The sequence below is a fragment of the uncultured Dechloromonas sp. genome (assembly GCF_945957265.1).
In the GTDB taxonomy this organism is placed as follows: domain Bacteria; phylum Pseudomonadota; class Gammaproteobacteria; order Burkholderiales; family Rhodocyclaceae; genus Azonexus.
This window is the reverse complement of sequence record NZ_CAMFKO010000017.1, coordinates 59,723-76,243: the sequence shown is the minus strand read 5'-3', so window position 1 is coordinate 76,243 and position 16,521 is coordinate 59,723. Positions and strand designations below refer to the sequence as shown.

The following is a 16,521-nucleotide window of genomic DNA, read 5'->3' as shown; positions in this document are numbered from 1 at the left end:
GCGCTGGTCGAAGAGGCTGCGGCCGCGGCCGAGAGCCTGGAGGAACAGGCGCACAACCTGGCGCAGGCGGTTTCCGTGTTCAAGCTGGCCGGCGCCGAAGGCGCTCCCCGGCTTGGCGCGCCGCGCGGGGCTGCGCGCTCGCCCGCGCCGCAGCTGCAGCGCGCCGAGTCGGCGCGCGGCAAGAAGACCCCGGCCTTGCCGGCCAGTCTCGACGACGAATGGGAAGAGTTCTGATCATGGCCGACTTGCGCAAACCGGTGCCGCCGTTGAGAACCGTCGTTACCGCCACGCTCCCGCAGCGAGAGAGCGCCACGCGGGAGTTCTCCTTTTCGACGGCTGACTTCGAGCGGGTTCGCAAACTGATCTACCAGCATGCCGGCATTTCCCTGTCGCCGGTCAAGCAGGACATGGTGTATTCGCGCCTGGCGCGCCGTTTGCGGGCGACCGGCAAACAAACCTTTGCCGATTATCTCGATGCGCTGGAAAAGCATGGCGGCGACGAATGGGAACGCTTCGTCAATTCGCTGACCACCAACCTGACCTCCTTCTTTCGCGAACCGCACCATTTCCCGATCTTCGCGGAACACCTGCGCAAGCTGGGCAGTCATCGCCCGATCCGCGTCTGGTGCTCCGCCGCATCGACCGGCGAGGAGCCTTATTCGATCGCGATTACCGTGGCCGAAACCTTCGGCAGCAATTGCTCGAATGTGTCGATCGTGGCGTCGGATCTCGATACCAACGTGCTGGCCACGGCGCAGAAAGGGGTCTATCCGATCGAGCGGGTCGAAAAGCTTTCGCCGGAACGCTTGCGCAAATTCTTCCTGCGCGGCACGGGGGCGCAGGAGGGCTATGTCTCGGTGCGGCCGGAGCTCAAGAACATGATTCAGTTCCAGCGCCTCAACCTGCTCGACCAGAGCTACGCGGTCAAGGGGCCTCTGGACGTCATCTTCTGCCGCAACGTCATGATCTATTTCGACAAACCGACGCAGTACAAGATACTGGCCCGCTTCGCGCCCATGATGCAGTCGGATGGTCTGATGTTCGCCGGGCATTCGGAGAGCTTCCTGCATGCGGCGGACCTCTTCAAGTCCCAGGGCAAGACGGTTTATACCCTGGCGCGGGCTCGTTAGGAAAAAGCGCCGGTGCAACACGCCTACGATGAAAACCTCGCCGCGAATCGCTACTTCGACCGCAAGTTCGGGCTGGAGGCCGCCAAGATATTGCCGGGCGAGTATTTCGTCGCCAGTGGCGATGCGCTGCTCGTCACGGTTCTCGGGTCCTGCGTCGCAGCCTGTATTCGCGACTGCGATTCGGGTATCGGCGGCATGAATCATTTCATGCTGCCGGATGACGGCGGGAGGGATACCGTCGGTACGTCGGCCCGCTATGGCACATACGCCATGGAAGTCCTGATCAATCACCTGCTCAAGCTGGGCGCGCGGAGAAATCGCCTGGAGGCGAAAGTCTTCGGCGGCGGCGCGGTCATGGCCAGTCTGTCGAGCAGCAACGTCGGGGCGCGCAATGCCGAGTTCGTTCTCAACTTCCTGAAGACCGAAAAGATTCCTGTCGTGGCCAAGGACCTGCTGGATTCGTATCCGCGGAAAGTCTACTATTTCCCCCAAAGCGGCAAGGTCCTGGTGAAGAAACTGCATCGCGTGCATAACGACACCTTGTTCAGCCGCGAAAACGATTACAAGGTCAGATTGTCCGGTTCCCGCCTCGAAGGCGATGTCGAGCTGTTCATTTAAGGCCAATTCCCCCGACAAATATTTCCCCCTACTGTGATCCGGATGCCGCAAAAGACAAGAGTTCTGGTTGTTGATGATTCCGCCTTGATGCGTGGCCTGTTGACCCAGATGATCAATTCGGCGACGGATGTCGAGGTAGTCGGTGCCGCGCCGGATGCGCCGACGGCACGGGAAATGATCAAGACCCTGAACCCCGACGTGCTGACGCTCGATGTCCAGATGCCGAAGATGGACGGCCTGGAGTTTCTCGAGCGCCTGATGCGCCTCAGGCCGATGCCGGTGGTCATGGTTTCTTCGTTTACCGAGGCCGGCTCGGATACCACATTGAAAGCCCTGGAACTGGGTGCCATCGATTTCATCGGAAAACCGCGCTCCGATGGCGGGCGAAGCATGGAGGCCTATGCCGATGAGTTGGTCGAGAAAATTCGCGCCGCCAAGGGCGCACGCTTGCGTCGCCCGGTCAGTCCGCCGCTCTCCGTGCCGACGATGAAAACCGCGGGATTACCCAAGGCAACCGGCAATGGCGGCAGCGGCAAGATCATTTTTCTCGGCGCTTCGACGGGCGGAACGGAGGCCATCAAGGATTTCCTGATGGGCATCCCGGCCGATTGCCCACCGATCCTGATCGTGCAGCACATGCCCGAGTCGTTTACCGCGTCGTTTGCGCGCCGTCTCGACGGGTTGTGCGCACCCCGGGTCATCGAGGCGCAAGGAAACGAGAAGGTGGAGTCCGGAACCGTCTATATCGCGCCGGGCCACTCGCACATGACGATCAAGCGGGCGACGACCGGTTATGTCACCGAACTGGCGGCCACTCCCCCGGTCAATCGGCACCGCCCTTCGGTCGACGTGCTTTTTGACTCCGCTGCCGCACTGGTCGGCAAGAAGGCGGTCGGCGTCATCCTGACCGGCATGGGGAAGGATGGCGCCCAGGGGCTTTTGCGCATGCGCCAGGCCGGTGCGAGAACCTTCGGGCAGGATGAGGGTAGCTGCGTCGTGTACGGCATGCCGAGGGAGGCATTTCTGATCGGCGGCGTCGAGGAGCAGTATTCGCTCGAGGAAATTTCCCGAAAGGTTCTGGCTGCCGCAGCGACGTGACACACGCCCGGGCTTGTTCCCCGGGTGTAAAGTATTAAACTAATGTGAAATTTGGCTATTTTGGATAGGAATACCGATGCAAGCGAGCATTCTCAAGGACTCCGGCAAGGCGACGATCAAATTGGTCGGCCGTTTTGATTTCAATACCCACCGCGAATTTCGGGGGGCCTACGAGCCGCTGGTTGGTGATGCCTCCGTCCGCTCGGTTATCGTGGATTTCTCCGGTGTCGATTATCTGGATAGCTCGGCCTTGGGTATGTTGTTGATGTTGCGCGACAAATTGGGTGGCGCCAATAAAGAGGTCAGTTTGCTGGGCGTGCGCGGCAACGTAAAACAGGTGCTAGATATTGCGAATTTTGGTAAATTGTTTCAAATTTCCTAAAAAAACGACAGACGGTGTCGTTAGTGGTTGGTAGGGTGGATGCCCGCGAATAGCTGAGTGAACCGGCCCTGTTGCGCTGGGACTCGGCAGGCAGGTGGCCTGATCGGATGGCAGCAGGTGACGTGCGAGAGGAATGCGATGTCGGAACTATTAAAGAATATTGATGCACGGACCAAGTTGGCGGGAACCAACAAGCTGGAGATTTTGCTGTTTTTCCTCGGGGTCGATCAGCGTACCGGTCGCCGGGAAACCTACGGCATCAACGTCTTCAAGGTACGCGAAGTCATGCGTACGCCGGCGATTACCGCCGCTCCCGACATGCCGTCCTCGGTCGAGGGGATGGTCAGTTTGCGCGGTGCACTGGTACCGGTGATCGATCTGGCGAAGTATTCGGGCATTACCGCGGATACGCCGCGCGAAATCATGATCGTGACCGAGTACAACGGGCATACCCAGGGCTTTCTGGTCGAGGGCGTGGATACCATCCTGCGCCTCGACTGGAGCAAGATGCGGGTGCCGCCGGAGATGCTCACCGCCCAGACGGGCGGCCTGGTTACCGCGGTGACCGAGTTGGCGGACAACCGCCTGGTGATGATGATGGACGTCGAGAAGGTGCTGTCGGAAACCACCAGCATCGACCAGGAAATCATGTTCCGGGACGTCGTCGTGATCGACCGGCCCGAGTGCACGGTGTTCTACTGCGATGACTCCAGCGTGGCGCGCAAGCAGATCGAACGCACCCTGGCGGCCATGGGGGTCAAGGGCGTGGCCGCGGTCAACGGTCGCCAGATGTGGGAAGAGATGGAAAAAGTCGCGACCTACGCCCAGTCGGTCGGCAAGTCGCCAGCGTCGATCATCAGCCTGGTGCTGACCGATATCGAAATGCCGGAAATGGACGGCTACATCCTCACCAAGAAAATCAAGTCGGATCCGCGCTTCAACGGCATCTCGGTCATCATGCATTCGTCGCTCTCCGGGATGTCGAATCAGAAACTGGGCCTGTCGGTGGGCGTCGACGAATACGTGCCGAAGTTCGAGCCGCTGCGTCTGTCGGAAACCCTGGCGCGTCGCCTCGGGGTTGAAGCGACCTCTGTTGCCGTGGATTGAGTGGGCGGGAGAAGAAGATGAATCTCGTTGAAAGCAAGAATCTGCTGGATAGTGTCGATGCCCGGACGCGGCTGGCCGGCTCGAACAAAATGGAAATCCTGTTGTTCTCGCTGGGGACGCGCGAGATTTTCGGGATCAACGTTTTCAAGGTGCGCGAAGTGGGGCGGACGCCCCACATCACCAAGACCCCCAACATGCCGCGCGGCGTCGAAGGCCTCATCTCGTTGCGCGGCAACGTGATTCCGGTACTTTCGCTGGCCCCCTTCATGCAGCTGGACACCCAGCCGGGCCGCGGGAAAACCATGATGGTGGCCGAGTACTCGAAGCGCACCCTGGGATTCCTGGTGCACGATGTCGATCGCATCATCCGCGTCGATTGGGAGCGGGTAAAGGCGCCGGAAAGCGTGCTCTCGGCCAACCAGGGGCTGATCACCGCCGTCATCGAGCTGGAAGGCGGCGGCCTGGTTTCGATTCTCGACGTCGAGCAAATTCTCGCCAACGCGTTCGGCGAGGCGATGATCATCGACATCCCGCCGGCCCGCGTCGACCCCGAAACCAGCGTGTTCTTCGTGGATGACTCGATCGTCGCCCGGCGGAAGATTTCCGAGGTGCTCGACAAGCTGGGCGTCCGTCACAAGCACGCCACGAACGGCATGGAGGCATGGACCCGCCTGCAGGGGCTGGCCGCGCACGCGTCCCAGATGGGGCGGAACATTCGCGACGATGTCCGGCTGATCCTGGTCGACGCCGAGATGCCGGAGATGGATGGTTATGTGCTGACCAAGAATATCAAGTCCGACCCGCGCTTCGACGGCGTGCCGGTCGTCATGCACTCTTCGCTCTCGTCGGAGGCGAATCGTGCGATGGGCAAGTCGGTGGGGGTGGATGCGTACGTGGCCAAGTTCGATGCCGAGGCCTTGGCCGATACCCTGCGCCCGCTGATTGAACGATAACAAGCAGAATTACCGGAGTAGTTGATGGCTGATCCCAAAATGAGATTCCTGGTGGTGGATGATTTTTCCACGATGCGCCGTATTGTCCGAAACCTCCTCAAGGAGCTCGGCTACACCAACGTGGACGAAGCCGAGGATGGGGCGATTGCCCTGCAGAAGCTGCAGGGCGGCGGTTTCGAGTTCGTCGTCACGGACTGGAACATGCCCAACATGGATGGGCTGACCTTGCTGCAAACCATCCGCGCCACCCCGAATCTCAAGCACCTGCCGGTGCTGATGATCACGGCGGAAGCCAAGAAGGAGAACATCATCGCGGCGGCCCAGGCCGGTGCGAGCGGCTATATCGTCAAGCCATTCACGGCGGGTACTCTTTCCGAAAAGCTGAACAAGATTTTCGAAAAGATGGGTCAGGCCTAAGGGGATATCATGGCTGCCAATAACGATTCTGCCGATCTTGAGGCGCTGTTCGATTCCATCGCCGCCGATTTTCCGCCGCCTGCGGCTGCCGCACCTGCGCCCGTAGCGGCGGCGCCGAAAGCCTCGGCCGACGGCGACTCCGACGACCTGCAGGCGCTGTTCGACAGCGTTTCCGCGGAAACCAGGTCGACCGCAGCCGTTCCCGAAGCGGCTGCCACACCGCCTGCGTCGGGTATCGCTCCCGAAGACTGGCCGCAGCAGGAGGCCGTATTCAACCGGCTCGGCCACATGGCGCGATCGCTGCACGACACGCTGCGTGAACTCGGCTACGACAAGTTGCTGGAGCAGACGGTAACCGCCTTGCCGGATGCGAAGGACCGCCTGGCCTACGTGGCCAATCTGACCGAACAGGCTGCCTGCCGCGTCCTCAACGCCACCGATATCGCCGGCCCGCTGGTCGACGAGATCGAAAACGGCGCGACGGAACTTGGCGCGCGCTGGGACAAGGCCTTTGCCAACCAGCTCGGCGTTGCGGAATTCAAGCAGCTGGCCGAGGAGACCCGCGCTTACCTGAAGGATCAGCTGCCGGCGAAGACGCGCGGAACCCATGCCCAATTGACCGAAATCATGATGGCGCAGGATTTCCAGGATTTGACCGGGCAGGTGATCAAGAAGGTCGTGGTTCTGGCTCAGGAGCTTGAGGCAGGGCTGATGGGGGCGCTGATCGATGTCCTGCCGGCGACCCGGCGGACCGAAGAGGTGGCGAGCCTGATGAACGGGCCGGTCGTCAATGCTGAGGGGCGCAGCGATGTCGTGGTCAACCAGGAGCAGGTCGATGACTTGCTCGACAGCCTCGGATTCTGAGGAGGGGCACTATGAGTGACTTTAGCGGAATGGAAGACCTGCTGCAGGATTTCCTGCAGGAGGCGAGCGACCTGTTGTCCGATGTCGACAACAAACTCGTCGATCTCGAAAAGATGCCGGATGACCGCGGGCTTCTCAACGATATTTTCCGTGGTTTCCATACCGTCAAGGGCGGTGCCGGATTCCTCAATGCCACCGAGCTCGTGACGCTCTGCCATTTGACGGAAAACCTCTTCGATCGTCTGCGCAATGGCGAACTGGAGCTGACCCCCGAGTTGATGGACGTCATCATGGCGGCGACCAAGGGCGTGCGCGAGATGTTCGGCGAACTGGGCCAGATGGTGCAGCCGCAACCGGCCGATGCCGAAGTGATTGCCGCCTTGCAGGGCGCGCTGTCCGGCGAGCAGCCGGTCGTCGCGCCGGTGGCGGCAGCCCCGGCCCCGGCACCGGCAGCGCAGGAAGCCGCTCCGGCGCCATCCCCGGCTGCCGATGAGCCCGACTGGAGCCTGCTGCATGCAGCCGTCGCCGGCCAGCCGGTGGCAGCGGCGCCGGTCAGCGAATTGATCACCAAGGCGGAAGCGGCCGCCGGCGGCATCGCCGTGACGCCGGCTGCCAGCGTGCCGGCCCAGCCGGGCCAGCAGGCTCCGGCTTCGCCGTACGGGCGCCGGGCGACGGATCGTCCGGGAGCGTCGCCGGCCAATGCCCGGCGTGCGGAAGAGCGCGTCCGCGAGAACACCATCCGCGTCGATACCTCGCGTCTCGACCAGGTGCTCAACCTGTCCGGCGAAATCGGCCTGACCAAGAACCGGCTGACCAGCTTGCGCGCCGACATCCTGGCCGGCAAGAACGATTCCGAAACCCTGCATGCCCTTGACCAGGCGGTCAGCCAGCTCGATCTGCTGGTTTCCGACCTGCAGAACTCGGTCATGAAGACCCGGATGCAGCCGATCGGCCGCCTGTTCCAGAAATACCCCCGCATCGCCCGCGACCTGGCCCGCCAATTGGGCAAGGACGTGGAACTGGTGCTCGCCGGTGAAGAGACCGAGGTCGACAAGACCATGATCGAGGATCTGGCCGATCCGCTGATCCACCTGATCCGCAATGCCGTCGACCATGGCGTCGAAATGCCGGCCGAGCGCCAGGCGGCAGGCAAGCCGCCGAAGAGCCTGGTGCGCCTGGAGGCGCGTCAGGAGGGCGACCACATCGTCCTGATCATCGCCGACGACGGCAAGGGCATGAGCGCCGAGCGCATTCGTGCCAAGGCCATCGAGAAGGGCCTGATTTCCGAGGAGGAGGCCAACACGCTGGACGAGCGCCAGAGCCTGAACCTGATTTTCCTGCCGGGATTCTCGACCAAGACCCAGATTTCCGACGTCTCCGGGCGCGGCGTGGGCATGGACGTGGTCAAGACCAACATCCAGAAGCTCAACGGTTCGATCGAAATCCGCTCCGAGCCGGGCAAGGGGTCGGTGTTCATGATCTCGCTGCCGCTGACCCTGGCCATCCTGCCGGTATTGCTGGTGCTGCTGGGCGACCAGCCGTTCGCACTGCCCCTGTCGCTGGTTCGCGAGATCCTGCCGATCGAGCAGAGCCGCATTCAGGAAGTGGGCGGCAAGGAAACGCTGGTGGTGCGCGGCGAAGTCCTGCCGGTCATTACGCTCTCCCGCCTGCTGGGTTGGCCGCGGGAGCACTACCCCGAGTACGGGGTCTTCATGCAGACGGCGGAGCGCAGCTTCATCCTTGGCGTCGACAGCTTCGCCGGGCGCGACGACGCGGTGATCAAGTCGCTCGAGGATTTCCGTCCCAAGGGCGTGGCCGGGGTGACCACCCTGTCCAACGGCCAGATCGTACTGATCCTGGACATGAAGGAGTTGCTGACCGATATCGGGCAGCATGTCGATATCGGGTCGGCAGTCAGGGCGCTCGACTTCGCCTGATTCCCGTTCCAAGTCAACGAGTTGAGAGAGGGCTGCGGCCCTCTCTTTCTTTTTGGATGTTTACTCTGATGTCATGGGCTTGCATCTGGCATCTGAGAAACAATCTAAAAAAAGTGGTGTACCTATTTAATTTTTCTCGTTTTTTCCTATAATAGCCGCAACACCAACTAGATACGGCTATGGCGGAAGATAGCGACCTCGAGAAAACCGAAGAGCCTACTGGTAGGCGAATCGAGCAAGCCCGCGAGCAGGGCCAGGTCCCCCATTCCCGTGAACTTGGTACTTTTCTCGTCCTGGCTGTCGCCGCGGCAACCATCTGGATGATGGGCGGCTGGTTCGCGCAGCGCGCAATGGCCATCATGCAGAAGGGCTTCGTCATCGAATCGCAGGTCATGCGCGAGCCGAACCTGATGCTGCCCCGGCTGGCCGACATTTCCGGCGACGCGCTTTTCGTGTTTTCCCCCTTGCTGGGCCTGCTGCTGGTCGCTGCCATCCTGCCGCCGTTTTTCCTGAACGCCTGGGTCTTTTCGCCCAAGGCGCTGGTGCCGGACCTGAAGCGCCTGAATCCCCTGAGCGGCTTCGGCCGCATGTTTTCCTGGGCCAGCCTGATGGAGCTGCTCAAGGCCGTTCTCAAGGCGGTGCTGGTGGGCGGCGTCGCGGCGCTGCTCATCTGGAAGGAGCGCGACGAGTTGTTCGGCCTGCTCGGTGAGCCGCTGGAGGCGGGCCTGGCGCATGCCGGCCATATGATCGCGTTCTCGTTCCTGATTCTGGTCGCCACCCTGGTGCTGGTTGTCGCCGCCGACGTTCCGTTCCAGCTCTGGCAGTATTTCGACAAGCTGAAAATGACCAAGGAAGAGGTCAAGCAGGAAATGAAGGAAATGATGGGCGACCCGCACGTCAAGGGACGCATCCGCAGCCTTCAGATGCAGGCCGCGCGCAAGCGGATGATGGCCGCCGTGCCGACGGCGAACGTGGTGGTCACCAACCCGACGCATTACGCGGTGGCGCTTTCCTACAAGGCGGGGATGGCGGCGCCCAAGGTGGTCGCCAAGGGAGTCGGTGCGGTCGCCCTGAAGATACGCGAGGTGGCTTCCGAGAACGCGGTGCCGATACTGGAGGCGCCGCCCCTGGCGCGAGCGCTCCACAAACACACCGAAATCGACGCCGAAATCCCCTCCGCCCTGTATAACGCAGTCGCGGAGGTTCTTGCTTATATCTACCAGTTGGCCAGCTGGCGCCAGGCGGGGGGCACCTATCCGGTGCCGCCGCGCGATCTGCCGGTGCCGCCCGAACTTGTCCCGGAGGCGAGCTAAATGGCCGCCTCGTCGATGAGCATGCAGAACCTGCTGGGGCGCCTGAATCTGACCCAGGTGGCCGCGCCGGTCCTGATCCTGATGATCCTGGCGATGATGGTGTTGCCGCTGCCGGCATTCGTGCTGGATGTGTTCTTCACCTTCAACATCGCGATCTCGGTGCTCGTCCTGCTGGTCGCCGTCAATACCCAGAAAACGCTCGAGTTCTCGGTTTTTCCGACCGTGCTGCTGGTGACGACCCTGCTGCGCCTGTCGCTGAACGTGGCCTCGACGCGGATCGTGATGCTTGAGGGGCACAACGGCCCGGATGCGGCCGGCAAGGTGATCGAGGCCTTCGGCCATTTCCTGGTCGGCGGCAATTTTGCCGTCGGCATCATGGTCTTCCTGATCCTGGTGGTCATCAACTTCGTCGTGATCACCAAGGGTGCCGGTCGGGTTGCCGAAGTGTCCGCGCGTTTCACGCTCGATGCGATGCCGGGCAAGCAGATGGCCATCGACGCCGATCTCAATGCCGGCCTGATCGGCGAGGAAGAGGCACGCAAGCGGCGGACCGACATCTCCCGCGAATCCGAGTTTTTCGGTTCGATGGACGGTGCGTCGAAGTTCGTGCGCGGCGACGCGGTGGCCGGCATCATCATCATGCTGCTCAACGTCGTCGGCGGCCTGATCGTCGGCGTCCTGCAGCACAACATGGAGCTCGCCCAGGCGGCCAAGAACTACACGCTGCTGACCATCGGCGACGGCCTGGTGGCGCAGATTCCGGGGCTGATCATTTCGATTGCCGCCGGTATGGTGGTGACCCGCGTTTCGGATGACCGCGATATCGGCCAGCAGGTCATGGGCCAGATGTTCCGCAACGCCAGGGTGATCGGCATCACGGCCGCCATCGTCGGCTTCCTGGGGCTCATCCCGGGGATGCCCAACCTGGTCTTCCTGTTGCTCGCTTCCATCCTCGGCTGGTTCTCCTGGACCATGATGCAGCGCGAGAAGCGCATCGTCGAAACCCCCGTGCATGTCGCCCCGGCGCCGGTGCAGGAGGCGCTCGAGGCGAGCTGGGCCGATGTGGCGCCGCTCGATGTGCTTGGCCTGGAAGTCGGCTACCGCCTGATCCCGCTGGTCGACAAGTCGCAGGACGGCGAGCTGTTGCGTCGCATTCGGGGCATCCGCAAGAAATTCGCCCAGGAAGTCGGCTTCCTCGTGTCGCCCGTCCATATCCGCGACAACCTGGAACTCAAGCCGAATACCTACCGCATCCTGCTCAAGGGCGTGGAGATCGGCCAGGGCGAGGCTTACACCGGCCAGTACCTGGCGATCAATCCGGGCCGCGTTGCCGGAACCCTGAACGGCGTCAGCACCAAGGATCCCGCCTTCGGCCTGCCGGCCACCTGGATCGACGCGGCGCAGCGCGACCAGGCGCAGGCTTACGGCTATACCGTGGTCGATGCCTCGACGGTCGTCGCCACGCACCTCAACCATCTCATCCTGACGCACGCCGCCGAGTTGCTGGGGCGCCAGGAGGTCCAGCAGTTGCTCGACCACCTGGCCAAGGAAATGCCCAAGCTGGTCGAGGATCTGGTGCCCAAGATCCTGCCGCTCGGCACCCTGCAGAAAGTCCTCCAGGGCATGCTCGAGGAAGGCGTCCATATCCGCGACATGCGGACCATCATCGAAACCGTCGCCGATCACGCGACGCGGACCCAGAACGCGGACGATCTCACCGTCCAGGTGCGTACGGCGCTGGGCCGCGCCATCGTCCAGCAGCTTTTCCCGGGGACCGGCGAAATGCAGGTCATGTCGCTGGACCCGACGCTCGAGCGCCTGCTCACCCAGGCGGTGGCCGGCGGCTCGGAAAACACCAGTTTCGAGCCCGGCCTGGCGGATACGCTGATCCGCGAGACCGCCGCCGCCGCCGGGCGCCAGGAAAGCCTGGGCCTGCCCGCCGTATTGCTGGTTCCAGGAAGCCTGCGCCTGCTGTTGTCCAGGTTCCTGCGCCGCACCATTCCTCAACTCAAGGTGCTTTCGCACAATGAAGTGCCTGAAGCCCGAATCATCAAGGTGACCTCGATCATCGGAGGTAGAACATGAACGTCAGAAAATTCATCGCCGCCAACGCAAGGGATGCCTTGAGGAAGGTCAAGGAGACCCTGGGCAACGACGCGATCATCCTCTCCAACCGGGGCGTCCCCGGTGGCGTGGAGATCATGGCTGTCGCCGCCCGGGACATGGCCATGATCGTGCCGACACCGGTGGCCGACAGCGCGCCGGTGCAACAACGCCCGCAACCGAAGATCGACGCTGAGGATGATTACCGGGTCGTGCTCAATTCGGCCCGTGCCCGCATTTCGCAGCCGACGCCGCCGATGGCGGTGCCTTCGGCGCCGCAGCAGGCGCCCCGGCCGACCGCGAATCACGCTTTCCTGGGCAAGCCGGCGGCAACCGTCAATGCCGGCATTCCCAAGACCGGCGCCTTGCGCAACCTGGAAATGACGCGCCCGTCGCCGCCGCCCGCACAGCAGCGCCCGGCACCGGCCGCCGCGCCCGCCATCCCGCAGCAGCCTGCCGCAGTGCGACGTGCCGAGGCGGAGGTCGTGCCGATGGAGGTCATGGAGGAAATCCGTTCGCTGCGCAAGATCGTCGAGCAGCATCTGGCCGGCTTTGCCTGGGGCGAGGTGGCGCGTTCGGAGCCGGTGAAGACCGACATCCTTCGCCAGATGCTCGATGCCGGGTTCTCGCCGCAATTCGCCCGCGACCTGTTGTCCGATCTGCCGGTGGACATGAGCGCCGTCGAAGCCATGGCCTGGGTCAAAGGCGCGGCCGATCGTTCGCTGATGACGCTGGGCAACGAAAACGACATCGTCGACCGGGGTGGCGTCTATGCGCTGGTCGGGCCGACCGGCGTCGGCAAGACGACGACGACGGCCAAGCTGGCCGCGCGCTGCGTGCTGCGCCACGGGCCGAGCAAGGTGGCGCTGGTGACCACCGACGGCTACCGTATCGGCGCCCACGAGCAGTTGCGCATCTATGGCCGCATCCTCGGGGTGTCCGTGCATCTGGTCAAGGATGCGGCGGAGCTGCGCCAGACGCTCAACGAATTGCAGCACAAGCACATGGTCTTGATCGACACCATGGGGATGAGCCAGAAGGACAAGCTGGTTCCGGAGCTGACCGACATGCTGGCCGGGTGCGACGTGCAGCGCCTGCTGCTGCTCAATTCGACGGCGCGCGGCGATACCCTGGACGATGTGGTGCGTGCCTATGCCGGCGACTCGCTGGCCGGTTGCATCCTGACCAAGATCGACGAGGCGGCGAGCCTGGCCACGGCGCTCGACGTGATCATGCGGCACAGCCTCAGGCTGCTCTACGTGTCGAACGGACAGCGCGTGCCGGAGGATATCCATCTCCCGAACCGCAGTTACCTGCTGCACCGCGCCTTCAAGGACGTGCCGGAAGCCTCTCCGCACAAGTACGACGGGATCGAGCCGGCGATGATGATGGCCAACGCCGGCATGGTCGCGGCTGGAGGACGTCGTGGCTGATTTTCGCGTCGACCAGGCTGCCGGCCTGCGTCGTCTTCTCGGGGGCGGGCAGCAACTTCAGGTCGTCACCTTCGTCGCCGGCTGCGAAGGCGTCGGGCGCAGCGTCGCCGTGGCCAACATCGGCGTGGCCCTGGCGCGCCTCGGCAAGGAAGTGCTGATCATCGACGAGCATGCGCCGGGCGATGACATCGCTTCCACCTTCGGCCTGGTCGCGCGCAGCGACCTGCTCAATGTCGTGCAGCGCGAATTGCCGCTGTCGCAAGTGCTGCTGCAGCCGATGCACGGCCTTCGCGTCCTGCCGGCGGCCCGCGCGGTGAAGAAGCTGGGGCGTCTGTCACTGCACCAGCAGCAGACCCTGCTCGATGCCATGTCGGGCCTCGAGCGGCCGGTCGATGTGATTCTGGTCGATGCCAGCATGGCGCATCCCCACGGCTTTTCCCCGTTCGGCATAGCGGCCCAGGAGGCGGTCGTCGTTCTTTCCGGGAGCAGCGCCTCGATCACCGAAGCGTATTCGCTGATCAAGAAGGTGAGCCACGCCTTTTCCCGCAAGCATTTCCGCATCCTGGTGAACAAGGTGCGCAGCCAGCCCGATGCCCGCTCGATCTACGAGAACATCGCGCAGGTCGCCGCGCAGCGGGGTATCGCCCGCCTGGACTACGCCGGTGCCGTTCCGCTCGACGAATCCCTGCGTCTGGCCGCCCAGTTGTGCCGTCCGGTGCTGGTTCAGGCTCCGGATTCGGCAGCGGCCGCGGCGTTCCGCGATATCGCTTCGGACATGCTGTATTGGCAGCGCAGCGAAAGCGAGGCGGGCGGAGTCGAGCAGTTCATGCAGCAACTGCTACACTTGAGCCAACGCATAACTCCCAACGTATTACGAGCCTGATGTATACCGCTGCCGGGCAGCCAGACAGGGAACAGCTGGTTCAGCGCTTCGTGCCGCTGGTGAAACGTGTCGCCTATCATTTGATGGCCCGCCTGCCGCCCAGCGTGCAGTTCGACGACCTGGTCCAGAACGGGATGATCGGCCTGCTGGATGCCATCGACCGTTACCAGGAGGGTTTCGGGGCGCAGTTCGAAACCTATGCCACGCAGCGCGTGCGCGGCGCCATGCTCGACGGCCTTCGGGAAAACGACTGGTTGCCCCGGAATCTGAGGCGGGAACTGCGCCGCATCGAAACGGCGATCAACCAGCTCGAGCACACGCATGGGCGCGCGCCTTCCGAGCGCGAACTGGCCGATGCGCTGGGTCTTTCGCTGGCCGACTACCAGAAGACCCTGCACGATGCGCGCGGTCACCAGCTGGTCTATTTCGAGGACTTCTCGGGCGAGGATGACGACGACTTCCTGGAGCGTCACTTCACCGACAACAATGCCGATCCGGCGGCGATACTCGAGGATCAGGGCATGAAGACGCTGCTGGTGGCAGCCATCGGCGATCTGCCCGAACGGGAGAAGCTGATGATGGCGCTTTACTACGAGCAGGATCTCAATCTCCGGGAAATCGGCGAGGTCATGGGCGTCAGCGAGTCGCGCGTCTGCCAGCTGCACAGTCAGGCCATCGCCCGCTTGCGTACCCGAATGGCCGGCGAGGTGCCAAAGGCCGTCAGGCGACGCAAGGAGCGCGTCGGTGGATAAGATCAGCCTGGCCGGCCTGGCCATCGGATTGTTTGCCATCGTCGGCGGCCAGTATCTCGAAGGCGGGCACGTCGGCTCGCTGGTCCAGCCGACGGCGCTGTTGATCGTCCTCGGCGGCACGCTGGGGGCCGTGCTGCTGCAGAGCCCGATCCATGTCTTCCGGCGCGGCATGCGGATGGTGAAGTGGGTCTGGGTGCCGCCGGTGATCGAGCAGAAGCGCCTGATCGAGCAAGTGCTGATGTGGAGCCAGCTGTCGCGCCGCGAGGGCTTGCTGGCGCTGGAAAACCAGATGCCCCGCGTCAAGGACGAATTCACCCGGCGCGGCCTGCAGCTGTTGGTCGACGGCGCGGACCCCGAGCGTATCCGCGAGTTGCTCGAGGTCGAGATCGACACCTACGAGGACGAGTTGCGGCAGTCCGCCAAGATTTGGGAGTCGGCGGGCGGCTATTCGCCGACCATCGGCATTCTCGGGGCGGTGATGGGGCTGATCCACGTGATGGAAAACCTGTCCGATCCGACCAAGCTCGGGGCCGGGATCGCGGTAGCCTTTGTCGCCACGATCTATGGCGTCGGCCTGGCCAACCTGGTCTACCTGCCGATCGCCGGGAAGCTGAAGTACTACATCGGCCGCATGGTGGCGACCCGTGAAATGCTGGTCGATGGGCTGGTCGGCATCGCCGTGGGCGACAACCCGCGCATCATCGAAGGCCGCCTCAAGGGCTATCTGCACTGATGGCCCGGCGCCGGCGCGAGGAGGAGCACGAAAACCACGAGCGGTGGCTGGTTTCCTACGCCGACTTCATCACCCTGCTGTTCGCCTTTTTCGTGGTCATGTATGCCATCTCGTCGGTGAATGAGGGGAAATACAAGGTCCTCTCCAATTCCCTGACCAACGCCTTCAAGAACACGACCGGGCAGCCCGGGGGGCAGCCGATTGCGACCATCCAGGGCGCGCCGCTCCTGCCGGTCAAGCCGATTGCCAAGCCCGACAAGCTTCCCGACCAGAAGAAGACGGAAGAAAAGAAGACCGAACAGCGGCAGAAAATGCGCAATGTCGCCGACGATATCAAGAATGCGCTGCAGCCTTTGATTGCCCAGGGCAAGGTCAAGCTGCTCGAAACCAGTCGCGGCGTCACGGTCGAGATCAACGACAGCATTCTTTTCCCGGCCGGGCAGGCCAGGCTGCAACCGGCGTCGATCAGCGCGATGCAGGCCATCGCCCAGGTCCTGGCCGACTCGGACTTCCCGATCACGATCGAGGGGCATACCGACAACGTACCGATCGCCACCGCCCAATTCCCGTCAAACTGGGAGCTGTCGGCCATGCGTGCCACGACGGTGCTCAGGCTGTTCAACGACGGCGGGGTCGGTGCCGAGCGCCTGACCGCCATCGGCTACGGCGAAACGCGGCCGCTCGAAACGAATACGACTTTGGAAGGGCGGGCCAGGAACCGCCGGGTCAGCATCCTGATCGACTCGAACCGCCCGGAGGAGCCGACGGAAGTGAAGGAGCTGCGTTCGGGCCAGTAGG

Annotated in this window: 16 protein-coding genes and 1 pseudogene; all 17 read left to right on the top strand. The window is 63.1% G+C overall.

Annotated elements, in window-relative coordinates:
* Positions 1–234, top strand: a pseudogene (locus Q0P59_RS10980) (chemotaxis protein); the annotation flags it as partial.
* A 2-nt stretch (positions 235–236) separates the two neighbouring features.
* Positions 237–1,130 (top strand): CheR family methyltransferase, encoded by an 894-nt coding sequence (locus Q0P59_RS10975; RefSeq protein WP_295006509.1) that lies wholly within the window; start codon positions 237–239, stop codon positions 1,128–1,130.
* Positions 1,131–1,142: 12 nt separating this feature from the next.
* The gene (gene cheD, locus Q0P59_RS10970; protein WP_295006508.1) at positions 1,143–1,748 is read left to right on the top strand and encodes a chemoreceptor glutamine deamidase CheD; all 606 of its coding nucleotides are present in this window, start codon (positions 1,143–1,145) and stop codon (positions 1,746–1,748) included.
* Between the two features lie 42 nt (positions 1,749–1,790).
* Positions 1,791–2,846 (top strand): chemotaxis response regulator protein-glutamate methylesterase, encoded by a 1,056-nt coding sequence (locus Q0P59_RS10965; RefSeq protein WP_295006507.1) that lies wholly within the window; start codon positions 1,791–1,793, stop codon positions 2,844–2,846.
* Between the two features lie 76 nt (positions 2,847–2,922).
* Positions 2,923–3,228 carry an STAS domain-containing protein gene (locus Q0P59_RS10960; RefSeq protein WP_295006506.1) on the top strand — a complete coding sequence of 102 codons (306 nt, stop codon included), beginning with the start codon at positions 2,923–2,925 and terminating at the stop codon, positions 3,226–3,228.
* 138 nt (positions 3,229–3,366) lie between these two features.
* Positions 3,367–4,335, top strand: a complete 969-nt coding sequence (locus Q0P59_RS10955; protein WP_295006505.1) for a chemotaxis protein — start codon at positions 3,367–3,369, stop codon at positions 4,333–4,335.
* A 17-nt stretch (positions 4,336–4,352) separates the two neighbouring features.
* Positions 4,353–5,288 (top strand): chemotaxis protein, encoded by a 936-nt coding sequence (locus Q0P59_RS10950; protein ID WP_295006504.1) that lies wholly within the window; start codon positions 4,353–4,355, stop codon positions 5,286–5,288.
* Between the two features lie 24 nt (positions 5,289–5,312).
* Positions 5,313–5,705, top strand: a complete 393-nt coding sequence (gene cheY / locus Q0P59_RS10945; protein WP_150430486.1) for a chemotaxis response regulator CheY — start codon at positions 5,313–5,315, stop codon at positions 5,703–5,705.
* A 9-nt stretch (positions 5,706–5,714) separates the two neighbouring features.
* Positions 5,715–6,569, top strand: a complete 855-nt coding sequence (gene cheZ / locus Q0P59_RS10940; RefSeq protein ID WP_295006503.1) for a protein phosphatase CheZ — start codon at positions 5,715–5,717, stop codon at positions 6,567–6,569.
* Between the two features lie 11 nt (positions 6,570–6,580).
* Positions 6,581–8,506 carry a chemotaxis protein CheA gene (locus Q0P59_RS10935; RefSeq protein WP_295006502.1) on the top strand — a complete coding sequence of 642 codons (1,926 nt, stop codon included), beginning with the start codon at positions 6,581–6,583 and terminating at the stop codon, positions 8,504–8,506.
* 179 nt (positions 8,507–8,685) lie between these two features.
* A complete protein-coding gene (flhB, locus tag Q0P59_RS10930) occupies positions 8,686–9,819 on the top strand; it encodes a flagellar biosynthesis protein FlhB (protein ID WP_295006501.1) in 1,134 nt (377 codons plus the stop codon).
* The gene (gene flhA, locus Q0P59_RS10925; protein ID WP_295006500.1) at positions 9,820–11,904 is read left to right on the top strand and encodes a flagellar biosynthesis protein FlhA; all 2,085 of its coding nucleotides are present in this window, start codon (positions 9,820–9,822) and stop codon (positions 11,902–11,904) included.
* On the top strand, positions 11,901–13,355 hold the full coding sequence (flhF, locus tag Q0P59_RS10920; protein WP_295006499.1) for a flagellar biosynthesis protein FlhF: 1,455 nt from the start codon (positions 11,901–11,903) through the stop codon (positions 13,353–13,355). Before flhA ends, flhF begins: the two co-directional genes overlap by 4 nt.
* Positions 13,348–14,238 (top strand): cellulose synthase operon protein YhjQ/BcsQ, encoded by an 891-nt coding sequence (locus tag Q0P59_RS10915; RefSeq protein WP_295006498.1) that lies wholly within the window; start codon positions 13,348–13,350, stop codon positions 14,236–14,238. Before flhF ends, Q0P59_RS10915 begins: the two co-directional genes overlap by 8 nt.
* Complete coding sequence (locus tag Q0P59_RS10910; RefSeq protein WP_295006497.1) at positions 14,238–14,990, top strand: RNA polymerase sigma factor FliA; 753 nt, start codon at positions 14,238–14,240, stop codon at positions 14,988–14,990. The genes Q0P59_RS10915 and Q0P59_RS10910 overlap by 1 nt, the downstream gene beginning before the upstream one ends.
* Entirely contained in the window at positions 14,983–15,723 is a 741-nt protein-coding gene (locus tag Q0P59_RS10905) for a flagellar motor protein (RefSeq protein WP_295006496.1), read from the top strand. The genes Q0P59_RS10910 and Q0P59_RS10905 overlap by 8 nt, the downstream gene beginning before the upstream one ends.
* Positions 15,723–16,520, top strand: a complete 798-nt coding sequence (motD, locus tag Q0P59_RS10900; protein ID WP_295006495.1) for a flagellar motor protein MotD — start codon at positions 15,723–15,725, stop codon at positions 16,518–16,520. The genes Q0P59_RS10905 and motD overlap by 1 nt, the downstream gene beginning before the upstream one ends.
* Position 16,521: the final 1 nt, after the last annotated feature.

What these genes read in the sequence shown, in the direction of transcription:
- Q0P59_RS10910 (WP_295006497.1), top strand. Translation starts at nt 14,238, where the DNA reads ATGTATACCGCTGCCGGGCAGCCAGACAGGGAACAGCTGGTTCAGCGC.
- flhA (WP_295006500.1), top strand. Translation starts at nt 9,820, where the DNA reads ATGGCCGCCTCGTCGATGAGCATGCAGAACCTGCTGGGGCGCCTGAAT.
- cheZ (WP_295006503.1), top strand. Translation starts at nt 5,715, where the DNA reads ATGGCTGCCAATAACGATTCTGCCGATCTTGAGGCGCTGTTCGATTCC.
- cheY (WP_150430486.1), top strand. Translation starts at nt 5,313, where the DNA reads ATGGCTGATCCCAAAATGAGATTCCTGGTGGTGGATGATTTTTCCACG.
- Q0P59_RS10975 (WP_295006509.1), top strand. Translation starts at nt 237, where the DNA reads ATGGCCGACTTGCGCAAACCGGTGCCGCCGTTGAGAACCGTCGTTACC.
- Q0P59_RS10955 (WP_295006505.1), top strand. Translation starts at nt 3,367, where the DNA reads ATGTCGGAACTATTAAAGAATATTGATGCACGGACCAAGTTGGCGGGA.
- Q0P59_RS10950 (WP_295006504.1), top strand. Translation starts at nt 4,353, where the DNA reads ATGAATCTCGTTGAAAGCAAGAATCTGCTGGATAGTGTCGATGCCCGG.
- motD (WP_295006495.1), top strand. Translation starts at nt 15,723, where the DNA reads ATGGCCCGGCGCCGGCGCGAGGAGGAGCACGAAAACCACGAGCGGTGG.
- flhB (WP_295006501.1), top strand. Translation starts at nt 8,686, where the DNA reads ATGGCGGAAGATAGCGACCTCGAGAAAACCGAAGAGCCTACTGGTAGG.
- Q0P59_RS10960 (WP_295006506.1), top strand. Translation starts at nt 2,923, where the DNA reads ATGCAAGCGAGCATTCTCAAGGACTCCGGCAAGGCGACGATCAAATTG.
- Q0P59_RS10965 (WP_295006507.1), top strand. Translation starts at nt 1,791, where the DNA reads ATGCCGCAAAAGACAAGAGTTCTGGTTGTTGATGATTCCGCCTTGATG.
- Q0P59_RS10935 (WP_295006502.1), top strand. Translation starts at nt 6,581, where the DNA reads ATGAGTGACTTTAGCGGAATGGAAGACCTGCTGCAGGATTTCCTGCAG.
- flhF (WP_295006499.1), top strand. Translation starts at nt 11,901, where the DNA reads ATGAACGTCAGAAAATTCATCGCCGCCAACGCAAGGGATGCCTTGAGG.